22 protein-coding genes and 1 tRNA gene are annotated in these 24800 nt (G+C 66.8%); 6 read left to right on the plus strand and 17 right to left on the minus strand.

What is annotated here, in order from left to right; translation table 11 throughout:
• Nucleotides 1–3 precede the first annotated feature (3 nt).
• Nucleotides 4–381, minus strand: a complete 378-nt coding sequence (locus tag Q5701_RS09105; protein WP_306754924.1) for a hypothetical protein — start codon at nucleotides 379–381, stop codon at nucleotides 4–6.
• The gene (locus Q5701_RS09110) at nucleotides 374–991 is read right to left on the minus strand and encodes a DUF5671 domain-containing protein (RefSeq protein WP_306754925.1); all 618 of its coding nucleotides are present in this window, start codon (nucleotides 989–991) and stop codon (nucleotides 374–376) included. Before Q5701_RS09110 ends, Q5701_RS09105 begins: the two co-directional genes overlap by 8 nt.
• 155 nt (nucleotides 992–1146) lie before the next feature.
• Here Q5701_RS09110 and Q5701_RS09115 point away from each other — a divergent pair.
• Nucleotides 1147–1221: transfer RNA gene (locus Q5701_RS09115), tRNA-Gly, on the plus strand.
• A gap of 320 nt (nucleotides 1222–1541) precedes the next feature.
• Nucleotides 1542–2099: a TetR/AcrR family transcriptional regulator gene (locus tag Q5701_RS09120; protein WP_306754926.1), complete on the plus strand. Its 558-nt coding sequence runs from the start codon at nucleotides 1542–1544 to the stop codon at nucleotides 2097–2099.
• 21 nt (nucleotides 2100–2120) lie between these two features.
• Here Q5701_RS09120 and Q5701_RS09125 read toward each other — a convergent pair whose 3' ends face one another.
• On the minus strand, nucleotides 2121–4613 hold the full coding sequence (locus Q5701_RS09125) for a GcvT family protein (RefSeq protein ID WP_306754927.1): 2493 nt from the start codon (nucleotides 4611–4613) through the stop codon (nucleotides 2121–2123).
• 194 nt (nucleotides 4614–4807) lie between these two features.
• Between Q5701_RS09125 and panC the strand changes: the two genes are divergently transcribed.
• The 3 genes from panC to Q5701_RS09140 all read left to right on the plus strand — a co-directional run bounded on the left by panC (nucleotide 4808) and on the right by Q5701_RS09140 (nucleotide 7092).
• Nucleotides 4808–5632 carry a pantoate--beta-alanine ligase gene (panC, locus tag Q5701_RS09130; protein WP_373568632.1) on the plus strand — a complete coding sequence of 275 codons (825 nt, stop codon included), beginning with the start codon at nucleotides 4808–4810 and terminating at the stop codon, nucleotides 5630–5632.
• Between the two features lie 5 nt (nucleotides 5633–5637).
• The gene (gene panB / locus Q5701_RS09135; protein ID WP_306754929.1) at nucleotides 5638–6447 is read left to right on the plus strand and encodes a 3-methyl-2-oxobutanoate hydroxymethyltransferase; all 810 of its coding nucleotides are present in this window, start codon (nucleotides 5638–5640) and stop codon (nucleotides 6445–6447) included.
• 63 nt (nucleotides 6448–6510) lie between these two features.
• On the plus strand, nucleotides 6511–7092 hold the full coding sequence (locus tag Q5701_RS09140) for a hypothetical protein (protein ID WP_306754930.1): 582 nt from the start codon (nucleotides 6511–6513) through the stop codon (nucleotides 7090–7092).
• Here Q5701_RS09140 and Q5701_RS09145 read toward each other — a convergent pair.
• A complete protein-coding gene (locus Q5701_RS09145; protein WP_306754931.1) occupies nucleotides 7089–8240 on the minus strand; it encodes an MFS transporter in 1152 nt (383 codons plus the stop codon). The genes Q5701_RS09140 and Q5701_RS09145 overlap by 4 nt on opposite strands.
• 74 nt (nucleotides 8241–8314) lie before the next feature.
• Nucleotides 8315–9316, minus strand: a complete 1002-nt coding sequence (locus tag Q5701_RS09150; protein ID WP_234855549.1) for a 2-hydroxyacid dehydrogenase — start codon at nucleotides 9314–9316, stop codon at nucleotides 8315–8317.
• A 144-nt stretch (nucleotides 9317–9460) separates the two neighbouring features.
• On the opposite strand from Q5701_RS09150, the gene Q5701_RS09155 reads away from it, so the two are divergent.
• Nucleotides 9461–10054, plus strand: coding sequence for an SH3 domain-containing protein (locus Q5701_RS09155; RefSeq protein ID WP_306754932.1), 594 nt, complete (start codon nucleotides 9461–9463; stop codon nucleotides 10052–10054).
• Here Q5701_RS09155 and Q5701_RS09160 read toward each other — a convergent pair.
• The 12 genes from Q5701_RS09160 to Q5701_RS09215 all read right to left on the minus strand — a co-directional run bounded on the left by Q5701_RS09160 (nucleotide 10051) and on the right by Q5701_RS09215 (nucleotide 24799).
• Nucleotides 10051–12075, minus strand: coding sequence for a M3 family metallopeptidase (locus Q5701_RS09160; RefSeq protein ID WP_306754933.1), 2025 nt, complete (start codon nucleotides 12073–12075; stop codon nucleotides 10051–10053). The genes Q5701_RS09155 and Q5701_RS09160 overlap by 4 nt on opposite strands.
• Nucleotides 12076–12100: 25 nt before the next feature.
• Entirely contained in the window at nucleotides 12101–13141 is a 1041-nt protein-coding gene (locus tag Q5701_RS09165) for a HesA/MoeB/ThiF family protein (protein WP_306754934.1), read from the minus strand.
• Nucleotides 13142–13147: 6 nt separating this feature from the next.
• A complete protein-coding gene (dut, locus tag Q5701_RS09170; protein WP_306754935.1) occupies nucleotides 13148–13603 on the minus strand; it encodes a dUTP diphosphatase in 456 nt (151 codons plus the stop codon).
• 44 nt (nucleotides 13604–13647) lie between these two features.
• Complete coding sequence (locus Q5701_RS09175; RefSeq protein ID WP_306754936.1) at nucleotides 13648–14430, minus strand: crotonase/enoyl-CoA hydratase family protein; 783 nt, start codon at nucleotides 14428–14430, stop codon at nucleotides 13648–13650.
• Nucleotides 14423–15286 (minus strand): hydroxymethylglutaryl-CoA lyase, encoded by an 864-nt coding sequence (locus Q5701_RS09180; RefSeq protein WP_306754937.1) that lies wholly within the window; start codon nucleotides 15284–15286, stop codon nucleotides 14423–14425. The genes Q5701_RS09175 and Q5701_RS09180 overlap by 8 nt, the downstream gene beginning before the upstream one ends.
• Nucleotides 15279–16040: a glutathione S-transferase family protein gene (locus tag Q5701_RS09185; protein WP_306754938.1), complete on the minus strand. Its 762-nt coding sequence runs from the start codon at nucleotides 16038–16040 to the stop codon at nucleotides 15279–15281. The genes Q5701_RS09180 and Q5701_RS09185 overlap by 8 nt, the downstream gene beginning before the upstream one ends.
• Nucleotides 16033–17961: an acetyl-CoA carboxylase biotin carboxylase subunit gene (locus tag Q5701_RS09190; RefSeq protein ID WP_306754939.1), complete on the minus strand. Its 1929-nt coding sequence runs from the start codon at nucleotides 17959–17961 to the stop codon at nucleotides 16033–16035. The genes Q5701_RS09185 and Q5701_RS09190 overlap by 8 nt, the downstream gene beginning before the upstream one ends.
• A 93-nt stretch (nucleotides 17962–18054) precedes the next feature.
• Complete coding sequence (locus Q5701_RS09195) at nucleotides 18055–19659, minus strand: carboxyl transferase domain-containing protein (protein ID WP_306754940.1); 1605 nt, start codon at nucleotides 19657–19659, stop codon at nucleotides 18055–18057.
• Nucleotides 19660–19915: 256 nt separating this feature from the next.
• Nucleotides 19916–20380, minus strand: coding sequence for a lysozyme inhibitor LprI family protein (locus Q5701_RS09200; protein ID WP_306755381.1), 465 nt, complete (start codon nucleotides 20378–20380; stop codon nucleotides 19916–19918).
• On the minus strand, nucleotides 20380–21540 hold the full coding sequence (locus Q5701_RS09205) for an isovaleryl-CoA dehydrogenase (protein ID WP_306754941.1): 1161 nt from the start codon (nucleotides 21538–21540) through the stop codon (nucleotides 20380–20382). Before Q5701_RS09205 ends, Q5701_RS09200 begins: the two co-directional genes overlap by 1 nt.
• A 118-nt stretch (nucleotides 21541–21658) precedes the next feature.
• Nucleotides 21659–22459: a transglutaminase-like domain-containing protein gene (locus Q5701_RS09210; RefSeq protein ID WP_306754942.1), complete on the minus strand. Its 801-nt coding sequence runs from the start codon at nucleotides 22457–22459 to the stop codon at nucleotides 21659–21661.
• Nucleotides 22460–22510: 51 nt separating this feature from the next.
• A complete protein-coding gene (locus Q5701_RS09215; RefSeq protein WP_306754943.1) occupies nucleotides 22511–24799 on the minus strand; it encodes a Tex family protein in 2289 nt (762 codons plus the stop codon).
• Nucleotide 24800: the final 1 nt, after the last annotated feature.

Below are 24800 nucleotides of genomic sequence, written 5' to 3' on the forward strand. Positions count from 1 at the left end.
CCCTCAGGGCAATGTCACCTGCTGGATGATGCAGCCCGATTCGTCGGATCCACCATCGCCTCGGGGCGGGAGTTCGAAGGCGGCGCACAGGCGGATCGTGTCGGCCGCGATCAGTTCGATCCGGTATGGCGCGGCGGTAAAGGGATCGGCCAGGCGCGGAGTCATGGGACAGGCCTCGGTCGGGGTCGGATCGGTGCCCAGGCGCCGATCCTGATGGGCCTTGCAGACCAGCAGGCCCTGGATCCCGGACAGGTCCATCGAACGGGTCTGATCCCGCCGTTCTGCGCGGCCCTGGGCGGGACCGCCCGTTGCGACCAGCCCGGCGGCCAGCACTGCCAGGGACAGGGCCGTCAGCGCCCAGACAGGCCACCGCCTAACCATCCAGATCCTCGCGATAACAGGCCGCAACCAAAAGGCCGGTCAAGGCGACCAGGGCCAGCTTGGCCGCAAGCCGCAGTGTCAGGTCGCCCGACAGGAATGCATAAACCGCTGCCACCACATCCCCCAGCAGGACCAGGGCGGCGACCAGCACCGTGACCGAGGCAAAGACCCGGCGCGCCTGGGACCGACGCTGCGGCTGCCCGCGGGGGCTCCGACGCGCCATGCGTCCATCCAGCAGCACGAACAGCGGCAGAAAGGCGATAAGGGCGGCGATGGAAAAGCGCATGGACCAACTGTCGCGCGCCCCGGATTGCGCCAGATCGGGGATCGCCCCGTCGATCACCTGAAATCCCAGCCGCAGGACATGAAAGCAGACCAGCACCAGGGCGATCATCAGCAGCGCATAGAGCATCGCCTCGCGCGCGGAAACATAGGCGCGCGGGCGCGGCACCGGAGGCAGGCTGCCGCCCGGGTGCCAAGCCGTCAGGGCCTGGTCGATTTCGGACGCCGTCCAGCCTGCCTGGCCAAGCGCGGCCCGGATGCTGGCGGCGTCATGACCGCCCGCCATCGCATGACGTACGAAATCCGAAAGCTGATCGGCTGCCGCCACCCATGCCCGCCTTTCTTTCCGGCAAGGTCACGTGCTTTGCCCGCCCTGTCAACGGCGCTGAAAATTTCGCGACGGTTGGTGATTTTTCCTCTTGCACCCCCCGCCACAGTCCCATAAATCACCGCCTACCGAAGGCCGAGGTCGACGGTACGGATGCGGGCGTAGCTCAGGGGTAGAGCATAACCTTGCCAAGGTTAGGGTCGTGAGTTCGAATCTCATCGCCCGCTCCAAAACAAAAAAGCCGGACCTTCGGGTTCGGCTTTTTTGTTTTGTTTGCGCAAAATGCCTCGCCTTATGGTTGCACAATCTGCAGCGACGCTTATGATGGTTCAAACGAATATGCCCGGAAGCCCGAAAGGGCTCTGGCCTGAACACTATTGAAACAAAAAATAAATATAACAGACCAGAGCTTAAGCGGGCCGTCCAGAACTCCATCACCAAAATACAACAAGACACGGCCGTCTCGCTCGCCAGCGTGCCGTTAACCAATCGGGACACGGCACCATCGGCGATTATCTTTACACTGTCAAGTTGAGTAATGGAGATAGGGATGCCTCCGCGCGGTGACCTGCCCCAATCGCTGATCGACGCCGGCCTGGCGCTTCTGGACGAGGAAGGCTCCGAGGCTTTGACCCTGCGGCGCATCGCCGCACGGGCGGGTGTGTCCCATGCGGCCCCGGCCCATCATTTCAGCGGACTTCCTGGGCTGCGGATCGCCATTGCCACGAAAGGTTTCCGCAGTTTCCGGCACGAACTGACCGGCGCGCGTGATGCCCTGCCTTCGCACGCCGATCCGTTCCAGCGCCTGCTGGCCGTCAACCTGGCCTATATTCGATTTGCCCGGCGCAGGCGGGCGCTGTTCCTGCTGATGTTCGACCAATTGCCGGCACAGGACGACGGCCTGCGCCGGGCGTCGCGCGCCAGCTATATGGTGATCCAGGAAGGCTGCACGCCCTTTGCCCGCGACCGCCCCGCCGCGCCCTTTGAAACGGCGGTCTGGGCGCTGACCCATGGCTTTGCGGCGCTGAACATGGATCAGCCCTATCCGTCCGACACCCCGGTCAACCTGTCATCCTACGAGGATGCCCTGCGCCTGCTGGTCGGCTGACCGGCAGACGCAGACTGTCGTTCAGCCGTCCAAGCGGATCCGGGCGTTCTGCGGGTCATAGGGGCTGTCCTCGGTCACCTCGGCATCCCACAATTCGCGGAACATACGGACCTTGACCTTGATTCCAGGCGCGGCCAAGTCGGGCCGGACATAGCCCATGCCGATCTGCTTGCCGAATGCCGCCGAATATCCGCCCGAGGTCAGGCGCCCGACCTTTTGACCGTCCAGAAAGATCCCCTCGCGGCCCCAGGGATCGGCGTCCTGCGGCCCGTCGATCAGCAGGGTGACGCACAGGGACCGAATGCCCTTTGCCTCCATCGCGGCCTTGCCCCGGAACTCCTTGGACAGGTCCACGAAACGGTCCAGCCCGGCTTCCAGCGGGGTCGCGTCGCGGCCCAGTTCGGTGCCGAAGGCGCGATAGGATTTTTCCTGCCGCAGCCAGTTCTGGGCCCGCGCGCCGACCAGCTTCATGCCCAATGGCTCGCCCGCCTCCATCAGCCGGTCGAACAGGTGGTTCTGCATCTCGATCGGGTGGTGCAGTTCCCAGCCAAGCTCGCCGGTATAGGCCACCCGGATGGCGTTGACCGGCACCATGCCCAGTTCGATCCGCTTGGCCGACAACCAGGGAAACCGCTTGTTCGACAGCGCGGTTTCTGGCTGCGCTTCGCGGATAAGTTTCGCCATGATGTCGCGCGACGCGGGTCCGGCGATGGCAAAGACGCCCCACTGGGTGGTCACGTCCTGGATGCCGACGTATCCGCCGCCCGCCGCCATGAAATCCTCGGCAGACTTGACCAGATGATCGCCGTCATAGGCCGCCCATGCCCCTGCCGATACAAGGTAATAGCTGTCCTCGGCCAGCCGGACGATGGTGTATTCGGTCCGCGTCGTGCCCGCGTCGGTCAGCGCATAGGTCAGGTTGATGCGACCGACCTTGGGCAGCTTGTTGGTGGTCAGCCAGTCCAGGAATGCCGTCGCGCCCGGTCCCTTGACGGTGTGCTTGGCAAAGGCAGTCGCGTCGATCAGGCCTGCCGCGTTGCGGACAGACTCTGCCTCGGCCTTCGCATATTGCCACCAGCCGCCGCGACGGAAGCTGCGGCTGTCGTGGTCGTTGAAGCCTTCGGGTGCATAATAATTCGGGCGTTCCCATCCGTTCACCTGCCCGAACTGCGCGCCCCGCGTCTTTTGCCGGTCATAGGCGGGCGAGGTCCGCAAGGGCCGGCAGGCTTCGCGTTCCTCGTCCGGGTGGTGCAGGACGAACACATTCTCATACGCCTCCTCGTTCTTGCGGGCGGCATATTCCGTTGTCATCCAGCCGCCGAAGCGGCGCGGATCCAGCGAGGCCATGTCGATCTCGGCCTCTCCTTCCACCATCATCTGCGTAAGGTAGTGGCCGACGCCGCCCGCTGCGGTGATGCCAAAGCTGAAGCCCTCGGCCAGCCACATGTTGCGCAGGCCCGGGGCCGGTCCGACCAGCGGGTTGCCGTCGGGGGTATAGCAGATCGGGCCGTTATAATCGTCCTTCAGCCCCACCGTTTCCGACGTCGGAAGCCGGTGGATCATGGACACGTATTCCTCCTCGATCCGTTCCAGATCCAGCGGGAACAGGTCGGCGCGGAAGGATTCGGGCACGTCATACAGGAACCGCGCGGGGGCGTTCCTTTCGTATGGTCCCAGGATCCAGCCGCCGCGTTCCTCGCGCACATACCACTTGGCGTCGGCATCGCGCAGGACAGGATGTTCCGGGTTGCCCTCGGCGCGCCATTTCACCAAGGCGGGGTCAGGTTCGGTGACGATATACTGGTGCTCGACCGGGATCGCGGGGATCTTGATGCCCAGCAGGCGCGCGGTGCGCTGCGCGTGGTTGCCGGTGGCGGTCACCACGTGCTCGGCGCGGATCTCGAACACCTCGCCCGAACCGACCAGGTTACCGCCCTTCTCGACCAGCTTCTCACAGGTCACGATCCATTCGGACCCGGTCCAGTGATACCCGTTGACCTGGATCTTACGCTCGATGGTGGCCCCTGCCATGCGCGCGCCCTTTGCCATGGCCTGGGTCACGTCCGCGGGGTTGATATAGCCGTCTGTCGGGTGGAACAGCGCGCCCTTCAGATCCTCGGTGCGGACCAGCGGCCAGCGGTCCCTGATCTGCTGCGGGGTCAGGAACTGATGCTCGATCCCCACCGTCTCGGCGGTGGCGGAATACAGCATGTATTCGTCCATCCGCGCGTCGGTCTGCGCCATACGCAGGTTGCCGCAGCGGGTAAAGCCCGCATTCAGTCCCGTCTGCGCCTCCAGTTCCGCGTACAGCTTGACCGAATAGTCGTGAATATGGGTCGTCGCGTAATTCATATTAAACAGCGGCAGCAGGCCCGCCGCGTGCCAGGTGGACCCGGCCGTCAGTTCGTCGCGTTCGACCAGCATCGTGTCCCATCCCGCACGGGCCAGATGCAGCGCGACGCCGCAGCCGACCGCGCCGCCCCCGACGACAAGAACCTTTACATGCGACTTCATCCACGCGACTCCTTGGGCCTGTTGTTGTGTCCGTTACTGCCACGGCTTGCGCCAGCCGGTTCGATAGGCCCGACCTATAATGGCGAAAAACGACATGCTGCAGCGCAGCACTTGCGCGAATCTGTCATGGTCCCTTAGGGTGCGCGCCACCAGGGACGGGGGCCGGAATGCAGATTTGCCGCGACAGGCGGGCGATGCGCAATTGGCGAAGGGGCGCGGGGCCAGTGGCCCTGGTGCCGACCATGGGCGCGCTGCATGACGGGCACCTGTCGCTGCTGGCCCATGCCCGTGATTGGCTTGATGCGCAAGGCGGCGGGCAGGTGGTCGTGTCGATCTTCGTGAACCCCACACAGTTCGGCCCGAACGAGGATCTGGCAAGTTATCCGCGCGACGAGGAAAACGACCTCGCCTTGCTGGAACAGGCGGGCTGCGATGCGGTGTTCCTGCCCACGGTTGCCGACATCTATCGTACCGGCGCACAGACCGTGGTCGAGGTCACCGGCCTGTCGCGGATGCTGATGGGCCGCCTGCGACCCGGCCATTTCCGCGGCGTGGCGACGGTGGTGACGAAGCTCTTCAACATCGTGCAGCCCGACGCGGCGGCCTTTGGCGAAAAGGATTACCAGCAGCTCGCCGTGATCCGGCAGATGGTGGACGACCTGGACGTACCGGTGCAGATCCTGTCCGTGCCCACGGTGCGGGAAGCCGACGGGCTGGCCATGTCATCGCGCAACAGGCGCCTTACCTTGGCTGAGAGGGCTGCAGCCCCGATTCTGAAACATGCCCTCGATCGGGCTGCCGAGATGGTAACCAATGGCGCGAGCCTCTCTGAGGTCCGGAGAGAACTCCGCTGCCTCATCGGGACCGAACCCCTGGCCCATGTCCGCTCCATCGACATCCGCGACGCGGCCGACCTGTCGCGCATCGCCACCATCCGGGCGCCTGTGGTAATCCTGCTGGCTGTCCGCTTTGGCGACGTGCTGCTGATCGACCAACGTGTCGCCCATCCGAAAGGCTGATACCCATGTCCGCCCAAGCCCCTGTCCGGCGCATCACCGCCCCCCAGATCGCCGCCCGCAAGGGGGGAACGCCCATTGTCGCGCTGACTGCCCATAGCGCACCGATGGCGGCACTGGTCGATCCCCATGCCGAGATCATCCTTGTGGGCGACAGCCTGGGCATGGTGATCCACGGCCTGCCCTCGACCATCGGCGTCACGACCGAGATGATGATCCTGCACGGCCAGGCGGTGATGCGGGGCAGCAGCCGCGCGATGGTGGTGATCGACATGCCCTTCGGCAGCTACGAGGAAAGCCCCGGGCAGGCCTTCCGCAACGCCGCCCGGATCATGGGCGAGACCGGCTGCGGGGCGGTGAAGCTGGAAGGCGGCAGCCGCATGGCGCCCACCATCCGGTTCCTGACCGAACGGGGCATCCCGGTGATGGGCCATGTCGGCCTGACCCCACAGGCCACCCATACCCTGGGCGGCTTCAAGACCCAGGGCCGGGAAACGGACAGCTGGGCGGGCCATTTGCAGGATGCGGCTGACGTGGCCGAGGCCGGGGCCTTTTCCATCGTCGTGGAAGGCGTGGTCGAGGCCCTGGCCGACCGCATCACCGAGGCGGTGGCGGTGCCCACCATCGGCATCGGCGCCTCGGCTCGCTGCGACGGGCAGATCCTGGTGCTGGACGATATGCTGGGCCTGACCGCACGGGTGCCGCGCTTCGTGCGCAGGTTCGCGGAACTGGGCGCGGCGGCCGACCGCGCCATCGCGGATTATGCAGCGGCGGTGCGGGACCGAAGCTTTCCGGGGGATGACAACGTTTATCGGTGACTGACCCAGATCAAGGCCGCACGGCAGGCAAGCCGGTATCTGCCGCATTGACCAACGCGACGGATGATCATGACCCTTGCCGCCTTTCTTACCGCCGTTCTGGGGCTGCTGCTGACGCCCGGCCCCACCAATACCCTGATGGGCCTTGCCGGGGCCTCGGCAGGTCTGCGCCGCGTGGCTCGGCTGCTTCCGGCGGAAATCCTGGGCTATCTGACCACGATCCTGCCCCTGGCCTTCATGGGCCACAGCCTGCTGGCGGACTTTCCGATGGTCGCGCAGGCGACCAAGCTGGCTGCGGCGGCCTGGGTGATGATCCTGGCCGTCAAGCTGTGGGGACACGGATCGCTGGCCCAGGCGGGCGGCGACATCACGGCGCGGCGGGTTTATGCAACCACGGCCCTGAACCCCAAGGCGCTGATCATTGCCCTGGTCCTGCTGCCAAGCCCCGCTGCGCCGGAATTTGCAGGCCGGTTGGCGCTGTTCTGCATGACGGCCGCCAGCGTGGCTATGATCTGGGGCGGGGCCGGATGCCTCGCCCAACGGGGACAGGGCGGCATGGGGCGGATGGCGGTGATCCAACGCGCGGCTTCGGTCTGGCTGGCGCTTGTGTCGGTGATGCTGGTCGCGGGCGTGGTGCGGGCCTAACCCTCGAAATCGGCGGTCCGGGCCAGGGGCGACATCAGCAACGGCACCAGAAGCAACAGCGACAGGCCTAGGTAGATGACTGAAAAACCTGTCCGCTCGGCCAGGAACCCGATGCTGCCAGGCGCCAGCAGGATGCCGGAATAACCCATGGCCGTGACCACCGACAGGCCCACTCCCTGCGCCAGACCCGGCACATTGCCCGCCGCCGAAAAGGCGATGGGGACCATGTTCGCGATGCCGATCCCCGCCAGGCCAAAGCCCATAAGCGCCACAAGGGGCGACCCCGCCAGCCCTGCCAGGGCCAGCCCCGCCATGGCGATCGCCGCACTGACCCGCAGCGTCCTGACTGCGCCGTGGCGCCGCCGAAGTTCGTCGCCCAGAAACCGCATCACCGCCATTGTTCCCGCACAGGCCGCAAAGCCCCATCCCGCCACCGCTAGGGACGCGCCCATTTCCCGTTGCAGATACACCGCAGCCCAATCCAGGATCGCCCCTTCGGGGATCATCGAGGCCAGCGCCATCACCCCGATCAGGTAAGGCAGGGGCGTGCGCGGCAGACGCAAGGGCTGATGTTTCTGTTCCCCCGCCGGGCTGTCGCGCAGCAGCCGGGGAAAAGCCATCGCAAGGATCCCGGCCACGATGCCCGTCACGATCAGCGCATGGGTCACCTCGCCCAAGGCCTGAATGGCCAGGCCGCCCGCGCCCGCGCCCGCAAGGCCGCCCAACGACCAGAATCCGTGGCAGGACGACATGATCGCCCGCCGCCGCGCGCGTTCGACCGCCACGGCATTGGCGTTCATCGCCACATCCATGCCGCCGATCAGACCGCCAAAGACCAGAACAGCGGCGGCGACCGCCCAGGTGGTCGGGGCCAGCGAAATCCAGATCAGGCTGGGCGTGAACAACACCGCCGCCAGCCTGACCGCATGGGCCGACCCGCGCCGCGCCACCAAGGCGCCAAAGACCGGCATCAGGCAGATCGACCCCACCCCAAGCGCCAGCACCAAAAGCCCCGCCACGGATTCGCCGATACCCAGCCGCGCCATCATCGCGGGCAGCTTGGGCGCCCAGCTGCCGACCACCAGGCCGTTCGCGAAAAACAGCGCCGACACGGCCCAGCGTGCCCCGATCCCGACACCATTCGTCATCACGGTCTCATCTTCATCACGGAAAATATCCCGGGGGCGTCCCCGGAACGGGGAGGGGGGCAGCGCCCCCTGCCTTACAACATCGACGGCACGACCAGATCCGGCGGGCGATGGCCGTCGGCAAAGGTCTTGATGTTGATGATCACCTTTTCGCCCATCTCGGCCCGGCCCTCGACCGTGGCCGAGCCCATGTGGGGCAGCAGGACCACGTTCGGCAGTTCGCGCAGGCGGGGGTTGATCTCGTGCCCATGCTCGAACACGTCCAGGCCAGCGCCCGCGATTTCCTTGGCCCGCAGCATCCGCGTCAGGGCATTTTCGTCGATCACCTCGCCGCGCGAGGTGTTGACCACCACCGCCGTGGGCTTCAGCAACTTCAGCCTCCGCGCGTTCAGCAGGTGAAAGGTGGACGGCGTATGCGGCGCGTTCACGCTGACGATATCCATGCGCGCCAGCATCTGGTCCAGGCTTTCCCAATAGGTTGCCTGCAACTCTTCCTCGACCTCGGGGCGCAGGCGCTTGCGGTTGTGGTAATGGACCTGCATCCCGAACACGTTGGCCCGCCGCGCCACGGCCTGCCCGATCCGGCCCATGCCTAGGATCCCCAGCCGCCGCCCGCCGACGCGCCCGCCCAGATGCGCCGTGGGCGCCCAGCCGCCCCAGCGGCCCGCCTGCATTTCCGCCATGCCCTCGGGGATGCGGCGCGTGACGCCCAAGATCAGCGCCATGACCATGTCGGCCGTATCCTCGGTCACGACGCCGGGCGTGTTCGTCACCAGAATCCCGCGCTGCCGGGCGGAATGAACGTCGATGTGATCCACGCCCGCGCCGAAATTTGCGATCAGCTTCAACCGCTCACCCGCCTGGGCCAGCAGGTTGGCGTCGATATGGTCGGTCACGGTCGGCACCAGCACATCCGCCCCGCGCATCGCCGCCGCCAGATCGTCGCGCGACATCTTGGCGTCGTCGTCGCGCAGCACGACGTCGAACAGTTCCTTCATGCGCGTCTCGACTGCCTCGGGCAGGCGGCGCGTCACGACGACGCGCAGTTTCTGGCGCGAGGGCTGAGGGCTGTGCATGATGGCCTCACTTTCTCGATGTCATGTCGTGGCGGCCTTTCAAAGCGCCGCCGCTTTTGGCAAACTGCCCGCGATATGGGGCGCGCACAAGACCCCATCGGGACGCCCCGGCGTCCCCGCAAGGGGCAGACAAGGGCCGCTGGAATGGCGGTCGGCAGGAACGGGCAGGACATGAGGATAAAGACGCTTTTGGGTGGCGGGGCCGCGATCGTGGCTGCATCGGTGACGCTGGCGCTGGCCGGGGCGGACGGCGTGCCGCGATCGGCCGATGCGCAGATCGTCCGTGTTCAGGACCAGGGCGGAGGAGAGGTGCGGGGTCCGGTCACGAACCTGCCCGTCCCCCGCTATGTCAGCCTCAAGGGGTCCGAGGGCAATGCCCGGCGCGGCCCCAGCCTGTCGCACCGCATCGACTGGGTGTTCCGCCATGCCGGGATGCCGTTGCGGGTGGTCGCCGAATTCGGCCATTGGCGCCGGGTCGAGGACAAGGACGGCGCGGGCGGCTGGATCCATTACGCGCTTCTGTCTGGCGTGCGCACGGCGCTTGTGACGCAGGACATGGTGGAACTGCGCAGCCGCCCCCACCCGGATGCGAACATCGTGGCGCGGGCCGAAATGGGCGCCATCGTGCGGCTTGGCGAATGCGAACCGGACTGGTGCCGCATTTCCGGCGGCGGCCAACGCGGCTGGGTGCCGAAATCCTCGATCTGGGGCGTGGACGCGAACGAGGTGCGGGACTAGGCCAGTCCCCGCCCTCGCAGCAGCGCCTCGACACCCGGCATCCGGTCGCGAAAGGCCAGCCACAACTGGTCCGCCGGGGCCGATCCGCCGCGCGATAGGATCGTCTTCTCCAGCCGCTGCGCGGTTGCCGGGTCAAAGATGTCACCGGTTTCGGTGAAGGCGGCAAAGGCATCGGCGTCCATCACCTCGGACCACATATAGCTGTAATAGCCGCTGGCATAGCTGTCGCCGCTGAAGACATGGCTGAAATGGGGCGTGGCGTGGCGCATGGGGATCGCCGTGGGCGCATCCAAGCCTGTCAGCACGCGCGCCTGTGCGGCCATAGGATCGGCAGGCGGATCGCCCCGGTGGAAGGCCAGATCGACAAGCGCGCTTTCCAGGTATTCGGTCGTGGAAAAGCCCGCGTCGGCCTTGCCCGCCGCCAGCAGCCGGTCGCGCAGATCGGCGGGCAGCGGCTCGCCCGTCTGGTGGTGGCGCGCATGGGCGTCCAGCACGGCGGGCTGTTCCAGCCAGTGTTCGTAAAGCTGGCTGGGCAGTTCCACGAAATCCTGCGCCACCGCTGTCCCCGAAATCGACGACCAGGTCACGTCCGACAGGATGTGATGCGTCGCATGGCCGAATTCGTGGAACAAGGTGCGGGCATCGTCCCAGGACAGGAAGGCGGGCGCGCCCGGACCTTCGGGCGGGGTGAAGTTGCAGACGTTTACCACGATGGGCCGCTGGCCTGCGCCGATCTTGTGCTGGACCTGAAGCGACGAACACCACGCCCCCGACCGCTTCGAGGGCCGTGCGAAATAATCCCCCACGAAGATCGCCATCAACTGCCCGTCCCGCGTGATCCGCCAGGCACGGGCATCGGGCGACCACAGGGGGGCCTCAAAGGGCTGGAACTCCAGCCGGAACAGGCGGTGCGCGACATCCATCATGGCGCCCAGCATTGCGTCCAGCGTCAGATAGGGTTTCACCTGATCGGCATCGAAATCATGTTCCCGCCGCCGCAGCCGTTCCGCATAAAGCCGCCAGTCCCAAGGTTCCAGCGCGCCGTTCACCCCATCCTCGTGCAGCATCGCGGTCAGTTTCGCCGCATCGCTGGCTGCGCGGGCGCGGGCCGGTTCCCATACCCGGCCCAGCAGATCGGCCACGCGGTCGGCGGTTCCTGCCATTTCCGGTTCCAGCTTGAAGGCCGCAAAATCGGCATAGCCCAGCAGGCGGGCGCGTTCGTTGCGCAGCGCCAGGATCTCCCTCACCAACGGCAGGTTGTCCGTCGCCGCGCCCCCGGCCCCCTGCCCCGTGCCCCGCGCGGACCAGGCGCGAAAGGCCACTTCGCGCAGGGTTCGGTCGCTGGCATATTCCAGGAACGGAACGATCAGCGACCGTGACAGGGTGACGACCTGACCGTCCATCCCCCGCGCCTTTGCCGCCGCACGCATGGACCGCAGCAGCCAGTCGGGCAATCCCTCCAGCCGGTCGTCCGGGATCGCCAAGACATAATCGCGTTCGTCCGCCAGCACGTTCTGGGAAAACTGCGTGGTCAGCACGGCCATGCGGGCGCGGATTTCGGCCATGCGGTCGCGCGCCGCGTCATCCAGCCCCGCCCCTGATCGGGTCAGCCCGCGCAGCGCCAGATCGGTGATGCGCCGATCTTCGGCCGGCAGGCTGTCCGCCGTGGCAGCGACAGCCTTGACGCGGGCATAAAGGCGCGGGTCCATCCCGGTCTTGCTGTTATAGGCCGCAAGACGCGGTGCGAAATCGCGTTGCTGGGCCTCTCTTGCCGGGTTCGAATCGACATTCGCCAAGGTGTAGAAGATCGACAGCATCCGGTTCAAGCCGTCCTCGGCCGTTTCCAGGGCGGCAATCGTGTTGGCAAAACTGGGGGCGTCGGGATTGGCGGAAATCGCCTCCATCGCGGCTTCGGCTGCGGCGAGTTCACGGTCAAAGGCAGGGGCGAAATCGTCGTCCGCGATCTGGTCGAAGCGCGGCAGTCCCTCGGGGCCGGTCCAGCGGATCAGTTCAGGGTTCATCGTCGCCTCCTTGGTTGGCACGATCCTAGGATGCCTGCGGACCGCCTTCCAGACCCGATCCGCAGACTGGGCAATCCGGGCGCCGCGCCGTGCCGATCATCCGGCTTTCGCCGTAAAGCCCGTCAAAGATCAGCATTCGCCCGCGCAGGCCCTGCCCCGCCCCGGTCAGATGCTTGATCGCCTCAAGCGCCATCAGGCTGCCGACAACGCCGGGCAAGGGACCGACCACCCCGGCCTCGGCGCAGGGGGGGGCAAGGCCCGGCGCAGGGGCGGTGGGGAACAGGCAGGCCAGGCAGGGTCCGCCGCGCGTGGGGTCATACATCGTGACCTGCCCTTCCCATTGCGCGATAGACCCGGCGATCAGCGGCACGCCCGCCTCGACGCAGGCGCGGTTGATCATGTCCCGCACGGCAAAGCTGTCGGTGCCGTCCAGGACCAGATCGTGCTGCGCGATCAGGTCGTCATCGGCCCCTGTGATGCGGCGCGGCAGGGCGGTCACGTCGACGCCTGGGTTCAGCGCCTGCATTGCCCCAGCGGCCACCTGGGCCTTGCCCTGTCCTTGCTGGTCGCTGCGAAAGATCACCTGGCGTTGCAGGTTCGACAGGCTGATCGTGTCATCGTCGGCAACCGTGATCCGGCCCACGCCCGCTGCCGCCAGATACAGGCAGACCGGCGCGCCCAGCCCCCCCGCGCCCACCACCAGCACCCTTGCGTCGCGCAGCCGCATCTGGCCCGGCCCGCCGATCTCTCGCAGCACCAGATGGCGGGCATAGCGGTCCAGTTCGGCATCGCTGATCCCGGGCGGCGGTGGCGCGGGCGGATCGGCAGCCACCGCCCCCGCCCGCAGCCGTGCAAGCCCCGCGCGATAGGCCATGACCAGCCCCGCAAGCCCGCCCGCAACCAGCCAGCCGCGCGCCGATCCGCCGAACACCGCGCCCATGCCGGCCAGATGGGCCAGCTCGATCACCGCCCAGGCCAGCACAAGCGCGCCCAGCAGCCACCGGCGCGGAAGGCCGAAGACCCATCCGGCAACCGCGATCCCGACCAACAGCCAAAAGCCCAGCATCGCCTCTCAGGCTCCGGTCGAGCCAAAGCCGCCCGCCGACCGCGCCGTTTCCCGGCTGAAACGGTCAACCACGGAAAAGGCGGGGCGCAGGACCGGAACAAAGATCATCTGCGCAATACGTTCGCCCGGCTGGATGGCGATCGGGGGGGATCCGGGGGGATTGCGGTTCCACGTGCTGATCAGGATCTCGCCCGTATAATCGGGGTCGATCAGCCCGGTGGAATTGCCCAGCACAAGCCCCCGCTTGTGCCCCTGCCCGGACCGGGGCAGGATCAGGGCCGCGCACGAAAAATCGTCAAAGGACAAGGCGATGCCTGCGCTGATCAGCACCGCCGGGGCTTGGGGAGCGATATCCAAGGGCGCGTCCAGGCAGGCGAACAGATCCACCGCCGCCGATCCCGGTGTCTGATAATCGGGGATCCCCCAGTCGCGAATGCGCGGGTCCAGTATCCTGACTTCCATGCCTGCCGCCCTTGCTGCCTTGGCCCTGCAATAGCGGATGCGGGTCAGACCTGCCAGCGCGGCTTGCGCTTGTCGAAGAAGGCGGCAATCCCCTCGGGCGCCTCGGGCCCTTCCCAGACGGCGACCAGCCGGTCGATGCTGTCCTCGATCACGGCCTGGTCGATGCGCGGGCCAAGCGCGCGGCATTGCGCCTTGGCGGCGGCGACGGCGCCGGGGGCCGCCAGCAGGAAGGGCACGACCTCGGCCTCGACCGCCGCATCCAGATCGTCAGGGGCGACGGCGCGGGCGGCAAGGTTCAGCGTCACGGCCTCGACCGCGCCAAACAGCCGGGCCGAGAAGAAGACGCGGCGGGCCTTGTCCTCGCCCATGCGGGCCAGGACATAGGGACCGATGGTGGCGGGGATCAGGCCCAGCTTCACCTCGGTCAACCCGAATTTCGCGGTGCTGGCGGCGATGGCGATGTCGGCCACGGCCATCATGCCGACGCCCCCGCCGAAAGCATTGCCGTGGACGCGGGCGATCAGCGGCTTGGGCAACAGGTTCAGCGTCGACAGCATCCCGGCGAGAGTTCGCGCGCCTTCCCGGCGGGTGTCCGCGTCCGCATCCATCTGCGCCCGCATCCAGCCCAGATCGCCGCCCGCGCAGAAGCTTGCGCCCTCGCCCGCCAGGACCACCACCCGCACGGCGGGATCCGCGCCAAGCTGGACGGCGGCTTCGGTCAACTCCTCCATCATCCGCTGGGACAGGGCATTGTGCTTGTCAGGCCGCGCCAGCCACAGGGTCGCCACGCCACGGGCGTCGGTGTCGATGCGGATCGTCTCAGGCATGGGTCATTCCCCGCAATCCACGCGCAAAGGCTGCGGCTTTTTCGATGATGGTCATGTCGAGGCGATGCGCATGGCCCTGCGCCGCCAGATGGGCCGCGACCTTTTCCGTCGCGACATTGCCCGCAGCGCCGGGGGCATAGGGGCAGCCGCCCAAGCCCCCCACGGCGGCGTCGAAGACCCGCAGCCCACGCGCAAGGCTTGCGTCGATGTTCTCAAGCGCGCGGCCGGCGGTGTCGTGGAAATGCCCGGCCAGTTGACGCGCGGGCATTTCGTCCAGCACGGCGGCCAGCATGGCGTCGACGGTCTCGGGCCGTCCGTGCCCGATCGTGTCGCCCAGGCTGATCTCGTAACAACCCAGATCGCGAAGCGCGGCGGTCACGCGGGCCACATTGGCGGGGGGCGTGGGGCCGTCGAAAGGACAGTCGGTGACGACGCTGACATAGCCGCGCACGGGGATCCTGTCGGCTTGTGCCGCCTGCGCGACGGGTGCCAGCCGTTCCAGGCTTTCGGCGATGGTCGCGTTCAGGTTCGCGCGGCTGAAGCCCTCGGAGGCGCTTGCGAAGATCGCGACCTCGGTGGCCTTCGCGGCTTTTGCGCCCTCATAGCCCTTCATGTTGGGCGTCAGGACGGCATAGCTGACGCCCGGCGTGCGGGTGATACCCGCCATGACCTGCGCGGCGTCGCCCATCTGCGGCACCCATTTCGGGCTGACGAAGCTGGTCACCTCGATCCGCCGGAAACCCGCCTGCGACAGCAGGTCCACCAGCGCGATCTTGTCGGCGGCCGGGATCAGCCGCTTTTCGTTCTGCAAGCCGTCGCGCGGCCCCATCTCGAAGATCTCGACGAATTCAGGCATCGGGAAGCTCATAGAAATCGCGTTCGTAAAGCTGCGGTTCGCCTTCCTGCGGCAGGGCGCGTTGGAAAGCGGGGCGCGCGGTGCAGCGGTCGGCATAGGCTTGCAACGCGGGCGTCAGGCGCACGAAGCGGCCCGCAGTCCAGACCGACCAGCCCACGGCGCAATCAACGCCCGAAAAGCCGCTGGCCATCAGCCAGTCCTGTTTTTCGACCGTTTGCTCGACCAGCCGCAGCGCGCGGGCCAGACGCGCCGTTTCCAGCTTCATCACCGTATGCGAACGCATGGAGGGGTCGCGCAGCATCAGATGGCTTTGCGTCAGGTTGGCGATGTGCTGGCCGATGGTTTCGGCAAAGTGCAACCAGTCGAGCCACCCCAGCCGTCCCTCCTCGCCCGGCGCTCGCGCCAGGTGCGGGCCGCGCGTTTCGCACAGGTATTCGACCATGGCACCGGATTCATGGATCACGCTGCCGTCGATCTGCAAGGCGGGGGCGCGGCCGACGGGGTGGATCGCCTCGTATTCCGCGCCGCGCATATGCTTGCTGCGCAGGTCCATCACCCGCAGGGCAAAGGGCAGTTCCAGTTCATTGAGCAGCCACAGAATGCGCATCGACCGCGACAGCGGCACGTGCCACAGGATGATGTCGCCATTGTCATCCTTGACCGGGCCGCCCGAGGCCGGGGGCATCGCATCCGTGGACGTGGGTTCGGGGGGCGTGGGTTCGGGGGGCGTGGGTTCGGGGGGCGTGTCAGGCATCCTCTTCCTCCAGCCGGATCAGGGGGGCGCCTGCCTCGACCTGATCGCCAGCGCTTGCCAGAACCTCGGCCACCACGCCGTCGCGGGCGGCGGTCAGGCTATGTTCCATCTTCATCGCTTCCAGCACGCAGAGGCGGTCGCCCGCCTTCACGGCCTGCCCTGCGCTGACATCGACCGCCTTGACAAGCCCCGGCATGGGCGAGAGCGTCAGCGCCGCCCCTGCCCCGGCATCCGCCTGCCGGTCCAGCGGATCCAGCAACGCCAGATGCAGGCTGCCCGCGCCAAAGACGCTGACGCCGCTGTCATGGCCGGTGATGCGGTGGCGGCACAGGCTGCCGTCCACCCACCAGCGGTCGCCCTGCCAGCGGACATCAAGCGGCTGGCCGTCCAGCGTCACACGGGCCGCGCCGGGGCCGAGGACTTCCAGCACGGCCTGTCCGCCCTGCCATTGGATCGTGCGCCGCAGGGGCTGCCACAGGGTCATGCCGCCCTTGACCTGCGGGTCGGCCAACCCCGCCAAGCCGATCACCGCCAAGGCGCGGGCGGCGGGTTGGGGTTCGGATGCAGCCACAAGCGCGTCCAGGTCGCGGGCGATCAGCCCGGTATCGACCTCGCCCGCACGGAAGCCTCGGTGCCGCGTCAGGGCGATGAGGAAGTCGATATTGGTGACGGTGCCCGCGACCTCGGTATCGACAAGGGCTGCTTCCAGCTTGCTCAGCGCGATGGCGCGGGTCTTGCCCCAGGTGATGACCTTGGCAATCATCGGGTCATACCAGGGGCTGATCGTGTCGCCCTGCCGCACCCCCGTTTCGTTGCGGGCATCGTCCGCAAAGCGCAGATGCGCCAGACGCCCCGTGGCCGGGAGGAAGCCCGCGGGCACGTCCTCGGCGTAAAGGCGCGCCTCGAAGGCATGGCCGTTGATGGTCAGGTCATTCTGCCGTGCGGGGAGCGGCTCGCCCGAGGCCACGCGCAACTGCCATTCGACCAGATCGATGCCGGTGATCGCCTCGGTCACCGGGTGTTCTACCTGAAGGCGGGTGTTCATCTCCATGAACCAGAAGCCGTCGGGGCGCAGGCCGTTCGAGCCGTCCACGATGAATTCGATTGTGCCCGCACCGGCATAGCCGATCGCTTCGGCGGCACGGACGGCGGCATCGCCCATGGCGGCGCGAACTTCGGCCGTCATGCCGGGGGCCGGCGCTTCCTCGATCACCTTCTGGTGGCGGCGTTGCAGGGAACAGTCTCGTTCGAACAAGTGGACGGAGTTGGTGCCGTCGCCGAAGACCTGGACCTCGATATGGCGAGGCCGCTGGATGTATTTCTCGATCAGGACGGCCGGGTTGCCAAAGGCGGTCGCAGCCTCGCCATGCGCCGATTGCAGGGCGACGGCGAAATCCTGCGGGCGTTCGACAAGGCGCATCCCCTTGCCGCCGCCGCCCGCCACGGCCTTGATGAGGACCGGATAGCCGATCTGTCCCGCCTGTTCTTCCAGATGCGCGGGAGCCTGGTTCTGGCCGTGATAACCGGGGACGACCGGCACGCCGGCATCCGCCATCAGTGCCTTGGCGGCGTCCTTCAGGCCCATCGCCCGAATCGCATCGGCCGAGGGTCCGATGAAGACCAGCCCCGCCGCCGTGACGGCATCGACGAAGTCCGGGTTCTCGGACAGGAAGCCATAGCCCGGATGGATCGCCTGCGCCCCGGTATCAAGCGCGGCCCGGATGATCGTGTCACCGCGCAGGTAGCTGTCCTTGGGCGCGGGGCCGCCGATATGGACGGCCTCGTCGGCCATCGCGACATGGCGAGCGGCGCGGTCGGCGTCGGAAAACACGGCCACAGTGCGGACGCCCAGCCTGCGGGCGGTGTCGATGACGCGGCAGGCGATCTCGCCCCGGTTAGCGATCAGGATTTTCTGGAACATGGCGGCACCTGCGTGTGGCGGGCCAAGCCGGGGGCTTCGCGCCCCCGGACCCCCGCGGGATATTTGGACCAAGGCAAAAGGGTCATTTCCCCCTCACATCCTGAACAGGCCGAAGCGCGTCGGCTCGATGGGCGCGTTGAGGCTGGCGCGTAGCGACAAGGCCAGCACGTCGCGGGTCTTGCGCGGGTCGACGATACCGTCGTCCCAGAGCCGCGCCGAGGCATAGAGCGGGTGGGACTGGCGGTCGAACATCTCGATGGTGGGGCGCTTGAACTCGGCCTCGTCCTCGGGCGACCAGGTGCCGCCCTGACGCTCGATCCCCTCGCGACGGACGGAGGCCAGCACCCCTGCCGCCTGTTCGCCGCCCATCACGCTGATGCGCGAATTGGGCCAGGTCCAGAGGAAGCGCGGGGAATAGGCGCGTCCCGCCATGCCATAGTTGCCCGCGCCGAAGCTGCCGCCGACCAGCATGGTGATCTTAGGGACATTGGTCGTGGCGACCGCTGTGACCATCTTGGCGCCGTGACGGGCGATGCCTTCGTTTTCGTATTTGCGGCCGACCATGAAGCCGGTGATGTTCTGCAGGAAGACCAGAGGGATGGACCGCGGGCTGCAGAGTTCGATGAAATGCGCGCCCTTTTGCGCGGCTTCGGAAAACAGGACGCCGTTGTTGGCGACAATGCCAACCGGGCAGCCCTCGACATGGGCAAAGCCGGTGACCAGGGTTTCGCCGAAACGGGCCTTGAATTCGTCGAAGCGCGAGCCGTCCACGACCCGCGCGATCACCTCTCGGATGTCGTAGGGCGTGCGCAAGTCGGTGGGGACGACGCCCAGGATCTCCTCGGGATCGAAGGCGGGGGGTTCGGGCGATTGCCAGGCCACGCTGTCGGGCATCCGGCGGTTCAGGTTGCCGATGGCGCGGCGGGCCATGGCAAGGGCATGGGCGTCATCCTCGGCCAGGTAATCGGCAACGCCCGACAGGCGGGTGTGGACATCGCCGCCGCCCAGATCCTCGGCGGTCACGACCTCTCCGGTGGCGGCGCGGACAAGGGGGGGACCGGCCAGGAAGATCGTGCCCTGGTTGCGCACGATGATCGTCACGTCCGACATGGCCGGGACATAGGCACCGCCTGCGGTGCAACTGCCCATCACCACGGCGATCTGGGGGATGCCCTTGGCGCTCATCTGGGCCTGGTTGTAGAAGATGCGCCCAAAATGATCGCGGTCGGGAAAGACCTCGTCCTGGTTGGGCAGGTTGGCGCCGCCCGAATCGACCAGATAGACGCAGGGCAGACAGCATTCCTGGGCGATTTCCTGGGCGCGCAGGTGCTTCTTGACGGACAGAGGGTAATAGGTGCCGCCCTTGACCGTGGCGTCGTTGGCCACGACCATCACGTCCTGGCCATGGACCCGCCCGATGCCCGCGATCACACCCGCGCCGGGCGCCGCGCCGTCATACAGGCCATGCGCCGCCGTGGCGCCGATCTCCAGAAACAGGCTGCCCGGATCCAGCAGGTTCGCGACCCGTTCGCGCGGCGGCATCTTGCCCCGGCTGGTGTGGCGTTCCATCGCCTTGGCACCGCCCCCGGCAGCAGCAGCCAAGGCGGCGGCGCGCGCGACCTCGATCAGTGCCAGATGGGCCGCACGGTTGGCACGAAAGCCGTCGGATGTGGTCAGGGCAGAGGATGTCAGCTTCATGGGCAGGTATTCCCGAACGGAGCGCGGCGCAGGGTCGCGGCCGGGCTTGTCTTTGCAGGCCTTTGGTCCAGATCACGTTTCCGGCCCCGTGCAGGCACGAGGTCGCGGCTTGCAGGGGCACGGTTCCGGTCAGCATCGGCGACGTCGGTGCCGACGCTATCCTGAAGGGCGCCGAGATGGGGCAAGGCGCGATCCATCCGCCTGTCACGGGCATCAGCGAGATTATGAGGTTCCGATCCTCGGACCGAGCATCCCCCTACCATCCCCCCAAAGCCTTCAATTCAAGCGTGCGCATAGCCGTCATGCTCATCTGGCAATTGGCGGATGCAATGTTGCGCATCGAGCCGCCACCGTAGCTGTTGTATTGAAACGCACATTCCGCATCGCGCCAGGCAAGCCAGGCCCGTTGTGCGGCGCGCAGGCTGTCGGCAGCGGTTTGATCGTCCTTGTAGATCGCCCGCGCGGCCTTGTATTCGCGGTTCAGCGCGGCGTCCCAAGCGTCATGTTCACCCATCACGCATTGCGCGATGCCAAGGGTGGTGTCACCTCCAGGCGCCTGCTGGCACTGCTTTGCGGCGGCCCCGATGCAGGCGGGCGTCAGGTCGCCCCGTGGCGTATCGGCCACGCAGGCCTCGACCAGCGACGGATCAACCCTTAACGATGCGGGATCCTGCGCCCCGACCGGGGCCGCAAGCAGTGACAAGGCCAGCAGGGCGCGCATCACGCCAGGCCCATCAGTTCCCGCCCGATCAGCATCCGGCGGATTTCGCTGGTGCCTGCGCCGATCTCCATCAGCTTGGCATCGCGGAACAGGCGGCTGACCGTGCTGTCATTCAGGAAGCCCGCGCCGCCAAGCGCCTGCACGGCCTGATGGGCCTGAACCATCGCCTGTTCGCTGGCATAAAGCACCGCGCCCGCCGCGTCCTGACGGGTGACCTTGCCCGCGTCACAAGCCTTGGCGACCTCATAGACATAAGCGCGGGCGGTGTTCAGCGCGACATACATATCGGCGATCTTGCCCTGCATCAGCTGGAACGAACCGATTGGCTGGCCGAACTGCTTGCGGTCGCGGACATAGGGCATCACCTCGTCCAGGCAGGCGGCCATGATGCCGGTGCCGATGCCGGACAGGACCAGCCGTTCGTAATCAAGGCCCGACATCAGCACGCGCACGCCCCGGCCTTCCTCGCCCAGCACATTCTCGAACGGGATTTCGCAATTCTCGAAGATCAACTCGCCGGTGTTCGACCCGCGCATCCCCAGCTTGTCGAAGTGGGGACTGGTGGAAAATCCGGCCATGCCGCGTTCGACGATAAAGGCGGTGATGCTCTTGGATCCCGCATCCGGGTCGGTCTTGGCATAGACCACGAGGGTATGGGCATCCGGCGCGTTGGTGATCCAGTACTTGCTGCCGTTCAGGACATAGCGGTCGTTCTTCTTTTCCGCCCGCAGCTTCATGCCGACCACATCGCTGCCCGCGCCTTCCTCGGACATGGCAAGCGCGCCCACGGCCTTGCCCGAACACAGGTCGGGCAAATACCTGCGGCGCTGTTCGTCCGTGCCGTTCAGCTTGATCTGGTTCACGCAAAGGTTCGAATGCGCGCCATAGGACAGGCTGACGGATGCGCTGGCCCGCGCGATTTCCTCGACCGCGATGACATGGGCCAGATAGCCCATGCCCGCGCCGCCAAATTCCTCGGGGACGGTGATGCCCAGCAGCCCCAGGTCACCCATCTCGGTCCAAAGGTCGTTCGGAAATGCGTTGGTCTGGTCGACCTGGGCCGCGATGGGCTTAATGCGGTCCTGCGACCAGCGATGCACCATGTCGCGCAGGGCGTTCACATCCTCGCCCAGATCGAATTCCATCCCTCGCGTGAACATCCCCGAAGCCCCCATCCCAGATTTATTGAACGGCCGTTCATTTCTGGCATAACGCGGCCGGTCCCCTGTCGTCAAGGCAAAGCCTGCGCTGGAACGCATGATCGGTCAACACCGGCCCTTACCCGGTTTCAGTCACCCTGACGGTCTGCGTCAGCAGTTCTGCCCCGGTGAAGGTCGTCAGGAATGCCACATCCACCGCGTCACGGCCGACCGCGATCAAGGCCATCTCATCGGCACCGGCCATGCCGGTCGGGTCGATCAGGTGCCATGTGCCGTCCAGGTAAACCTCGGCCACGGCATGGAAATCGGGGGGATCGACACGGGGGGCAAAGACACTGGCGATGCGGGCGGGGATCTGGGCGGCACGGCACAACGCGATCATCAGGTGGGCATAGTCGCGGCAAACCCCGCGCCGTTCCAGAAAGGTGTCGGCCGCCGTCGTGTTCGGGTCGCTGACGCCCGAGACATAATCCAGCCGTTGTTCGATCCATTCCCGGATCGCCAGAACCTTGGCCCCGCCCATCTCGTCGCCGAACCGCTGCTGGGCGAAGGAAACAAAGCGTTCCGCCTGGCAATACCGCGACGGCAGCAGATAACGCAGCGCGTCGCCCGACATCGCGTCGACTTCCGCGGCATTCATCCGTTCGAAGACCGGACGAGGACGCGTCACGACCACATCTGCGCGATAGGTGCAGCGCAGGTCGTCGACCGCACGGATGATGATCTTTTCGCCGATCCCCTCCTCGCCCGGGACGCGGGCCAGATGTTCGACCGGGCCAAAATCGACGGTTGCCTTGCTGATTTCCTGGCCAAAGGCCCCGGCGGCCTCGATCGCCAGGATCGCCGGTCCCGGCGCCCTGAACTTGTAGTGAAGCTCGACCTCGACCTTTATCCGCATCTTCTCTGCCCCGTTTGCCATCTCACCAAACGGCGCCCGTATCAGTTCTGATCCATTGCGGCCAGAAGTTCCCTATTTGCGCCGCATCGCCTCGGCCAGGGCTGCTCCGAAACCGCCCTGTCCGCCCGATTTCGGGGCAGTGCTTGCAGATCGCGGCCCGGCCTTGTGCTGCGGTTTCGCCACTGGCCTTGCAGCTTCGGCATCGGACCGCATGGTCAAGCCGATGCGCTTGCGGGGCACGTCCACCTCGGTCACGCGGACGCGCACCACGTCGCCCACTTTGACCACCTCGGTCGGATCCTTGACGAAGCGGTCGGCAAGCTGGCTGACATGGACCAACCCGTCCTGATGCACGCCGATATCGACGAATGCGCCAAAGGCCGCGACGTTGGTCACCGTTCCTTCCAGTGTCATGCCCGGCTTCAGGTCGGTGATATCCTCGACCCCTTCGGCAAAGCTGGCGGTGACGAAGCCAGGGCGCGGGTCGCGGCCGGGTTTTTCCAGTTCGGCCAGGATGTCGCGGACGGTGGGCAGGCCGAAATGGTCATCCACGAACTGTTCGGCCCGCAGGCCCTTCAACGCCGCCCCGTCGCCCATGATCGCGCGGATGTCCCGCCCGCAGGCGGCGACGATCTTGCGCGCGACGCCGTAAGCCTCGGGGTGGACGGCGGATGCGTCCAGCGGTTCCTTGCCGCCGGGAATACGCAGGAAGCCCGCGCATTGTTCGAAGGCGCGCGGACCAAGGCCCGCGACTTTCTTCAGCGCCGCACGCGAGGGAAAGGGGCCGTTTTCATCACGCCAGGCCACGATGTTCTGCGCCAGCGACGGTCCCAGCCCCGCGACATGGGCCAGCAGCGGCGCGGATGCCATGTTCAGGTCCACGCCCACGGCGTTCACCGCATCCTCGACCACGGCTTCCAGCGTTTTCGCAAGCTGCCGCTGGTCCACGTCGTGCTGATATTGCCCCACGCCAATGGATTCGGGCGGCACCTTGACCAGTTCGGCCAGCGGATCCTGCAAGCGCCGGGCGATGGACACCGCGCCGCGCAGGGACACGTCAAGGCCCGGAAACTCCCTCGCGGCCAGTTCGGAGGCCGAATAGACGGATGCGCCGGCCTCGCTGACCACGACCTTGGTCGGCACCTTGGCGCCCTTGGGCAGGCGCTTCAGCACTTCTGCCACCAGCCGTTCGGTTTCCCGGCTGGCGGTGCCGTTGCCGATGGCGATCAGGTCGGCACCATGTTTCGCGATCAATGCCAGCAACGCGGCCTCGGACCCGCGCAGGTCGTTCTTGGGCTGAAAGGGATAGATCGTCGCGGTGTCCAGCAGCTTGCCGGTGGCGTCCACCACGGCGATCTTGCAGCCGGTGCGGATGCCGGGATCGATGCCCAGTGTCACCCGCGCGCCCGCGGGGGCAGCCAGCAGCAGGTCTTTCAGGTTGCGGCCGAAGACGCGGATCGCCTCGTCATGGGCGCGTTTGCGCAGATCGGACATCAGGTCGATATACATCGTGTTCGACAACCGCACCCGCCAGGTCCAGCCTGCCACCTGCCGCAGCCACAGATCGCCGGGGCCGCTGCCCAAGGGGCCAAGCGCCTGCGCCACGATCCCCTCGGCCCGCGCGGCGCCGGTGTCGGGGTCGGGCGAGATGTCGATGGTCACGATTTCCTCTTTCGCGGCGCGCAAGATCGCAAGCGCGCGATGCGACGGGATGGCCGACCATTTTTCCCGATGGTCGAAATAGTCGCTGAACTTGGCACCCGCCTGTTCCTTGCCTGCAATCACCTTGGCGGCAATGAAAGCCTCGGCCCGCATGAAGTCGCGCAGGCTGCCCAGCAGCGTGGCGTTTTCCGACAGTTCCTCGACCAGGATGTCGCGCGCGCCGTCCAGGGCGGCCTTTGCATCGGCGACGGCATCGGTGACATAGCCTGTGGCCAATGCCGCAGGATCGGCGGCCCGGTTGTCCTGGATCGCGCGCAGCAACGGCTCCAGCCCGTTTTCCCGCGCGATCATGGCCTTGCTGCGCCGCTTGGGCTTGAAGGGCAGATAGATATCCTCCAGGGCGGATTTCGTTTCCGCCCCCGCGACGGCACGGGCCAGGTCGTCGGTCAGCTTGCCCTGATCCTTGATGGACTTGAGGATCGCCGCCCGCCGCGCCTCCATGTCCCGCAGATAGGCCAGGCGGTCCGACAACGTGCGAAGCTGCGTGTCGTCCAGGCCCCCTGTCGCTTCTTTCCGGTATCGCGCGACAAAGGGTACCGTCGCCCCGCCGTCCAGCAGGTCGGCGGCGGCCGTGACCTGGGCGGGGGTGGCATTGATCTCGGTCGCGATAAGGCGGGCGATGCGGGCGGCTGTGTCCATG

This window comes from Paracoccus actinidiae (genome assembly GCF_030863885.1).
GTDB lineage: Bacteria > Pseudomonadota > Alphaproteobacteria > Rhodobacterales > Rhodobacteraceae > Paracoccus > Paracoccus everestensis.

Bases quoted from the DNA above. Each gene is read 5' to 3' on its own strand.
- dut (WP_306754935.1), bottom strand. From the start codon at position 13,603: ATGGAAGTCAGGATACTGGACCCGCGCATTCGCGACTGGGGGATCCCC.
- Q5701_RS09155 (WP_306754932.1), top strand. From the start codon at position 9,461: ATGGCGGTCGGCAGGAACGGGCAGGACATGAGGATAAAGACGCTTTTG.
- panB (WP_306754929.1), top strand. From the start codon at position 5,638: ATGTCCGCCCAAGCCCCTGTCCGGCGCATCACCGCCCCCCAGATCGCC.
- panC (WP_373568632.1), top strand. From the start codon at position 4,808: ATGCGCAATTGGCGAAGGGGCGCGGGGCCAGTGGCCCTGGTGCCGACC.
- Q5701_RS09105 (WP_306754924.1), bottom strand. From the start codon at position 381: ATGGTTAGGCGGTGGCCTGTCTGGGCGCTGACGGCCCTGTCCCTGGCA.
- Q5701_RS09140 (WP_306754930.1), top strand. From the start codon at position 6,511: ATGATCATGACCCTTGCCGCCTTTCTTACCGCCGTTCTGGGGCTGCTG.
- Q5701_RS09190 (WP_306754939.1), bottom strand. From the start codon at position 17,961: ATGTTCCAGAAAATCCTGATCGCTAACCGGGGCGAGATCGCCTGCCGC.
- Q5701_RS09200 (WP_306755381.1), bottom strand. From the start codon at position 20,380: ATGCGCGCCCTGCTGGCCTTGTCACTGCTTGCGGCCCCGGTCGGGGCG.
- Q5701_RS09175 (WP_306754936.1), bottom strand. From the start codon at position 14,430: ATGCCTGAGACGATCCGCATCGACACCGACGCCCGTGGCGTGGCGACC.
- Q5701_RS09210 (WP_306754942.1), bottom strand. From the start codon at position 22,459: ATGGCAAACGGGGCAGAGAAGATGCGGATAAAGGTCGAGGTCGAGCTT.
- Q5701_RS09185 (WP_306754938.1), bottom strand. From the start codon at position 16,040: ATGCCTGACACGCCCCCCGAACCCACGCCCCCCGAACCCACGCCCCCC.
- Q5701_RS09195 (WP_306754940.1), bottom strand. From the start codon at position 19,659: ATGAAGCTGACATCCTCTGCCCTGACCACATCCGACGGCTTTCGTGCC.
- Q5701_RS09160 (WP_306754933.1), bottom strand. From the start codon at position 12,075: ATGAACCCTGAACTGATCCGCTGGACCGGCCCCGAGGGACTGCCGCGC.
- Q5701_RS09205 (WP_306754941.1), bottom strand. From the start codon at position 21,540: ATGTTCACGCGAGGGATGGAATTCGATCTGGGCGAGGATGTGAACGCC.
- Q5701_RS09215 (WP_306754943.1), bottom strand. From the start codon at position 24,799: ATGGACACAGCCGCCCGCATCGCCCGCCTTATCGCGACCGAGATCAAT.
- Q5701_RS09165 (WP_306754934.1), bottom strand. From the start codon at position 13,141: ATGCTGGGCTTTTGGCTGTTGGTCGGGATCGCGGTTGCCGGATGGGTC.
- Q5701_RS09145 (WP_306754931.1), bottom strand. From the start codon at position 8,240: ATGACGAATGGTGTCGGGATCGGGGCACGCTGGGCCGTGTCGGCGCTG.
- Q5701_RS09125 (WP_306754927.1), bottom strand. From the start codon at position 4,613: ATGAAGTCGCATGTAAAGGTTCTTGTCGTCGGGGGCGGCGCGGTCGGC.
- Q5701_RS09150 (WP_234855549.1), bottom strand. From the start codon at position 9,316: ATGCACAGCCCTCAGCCCTCGCGCCAGAAACTGCGCGTCGTCGTGACG.
- Q5701_RS09180 (WP_306754937.1), bottom strand. From the start codon at position 15,286: ATGCCTGAATTCGTCGAGATCTTCGAGATGGGGCCGCGCGACGGCTTG.
- Q5701_RS09120 (WP_306754926.1), top strand. From the start codon at position 1,542: ATGCCTCCGCGCGGTGACCTGCCCCAATCGCTGATCGACGCCGGCCTG.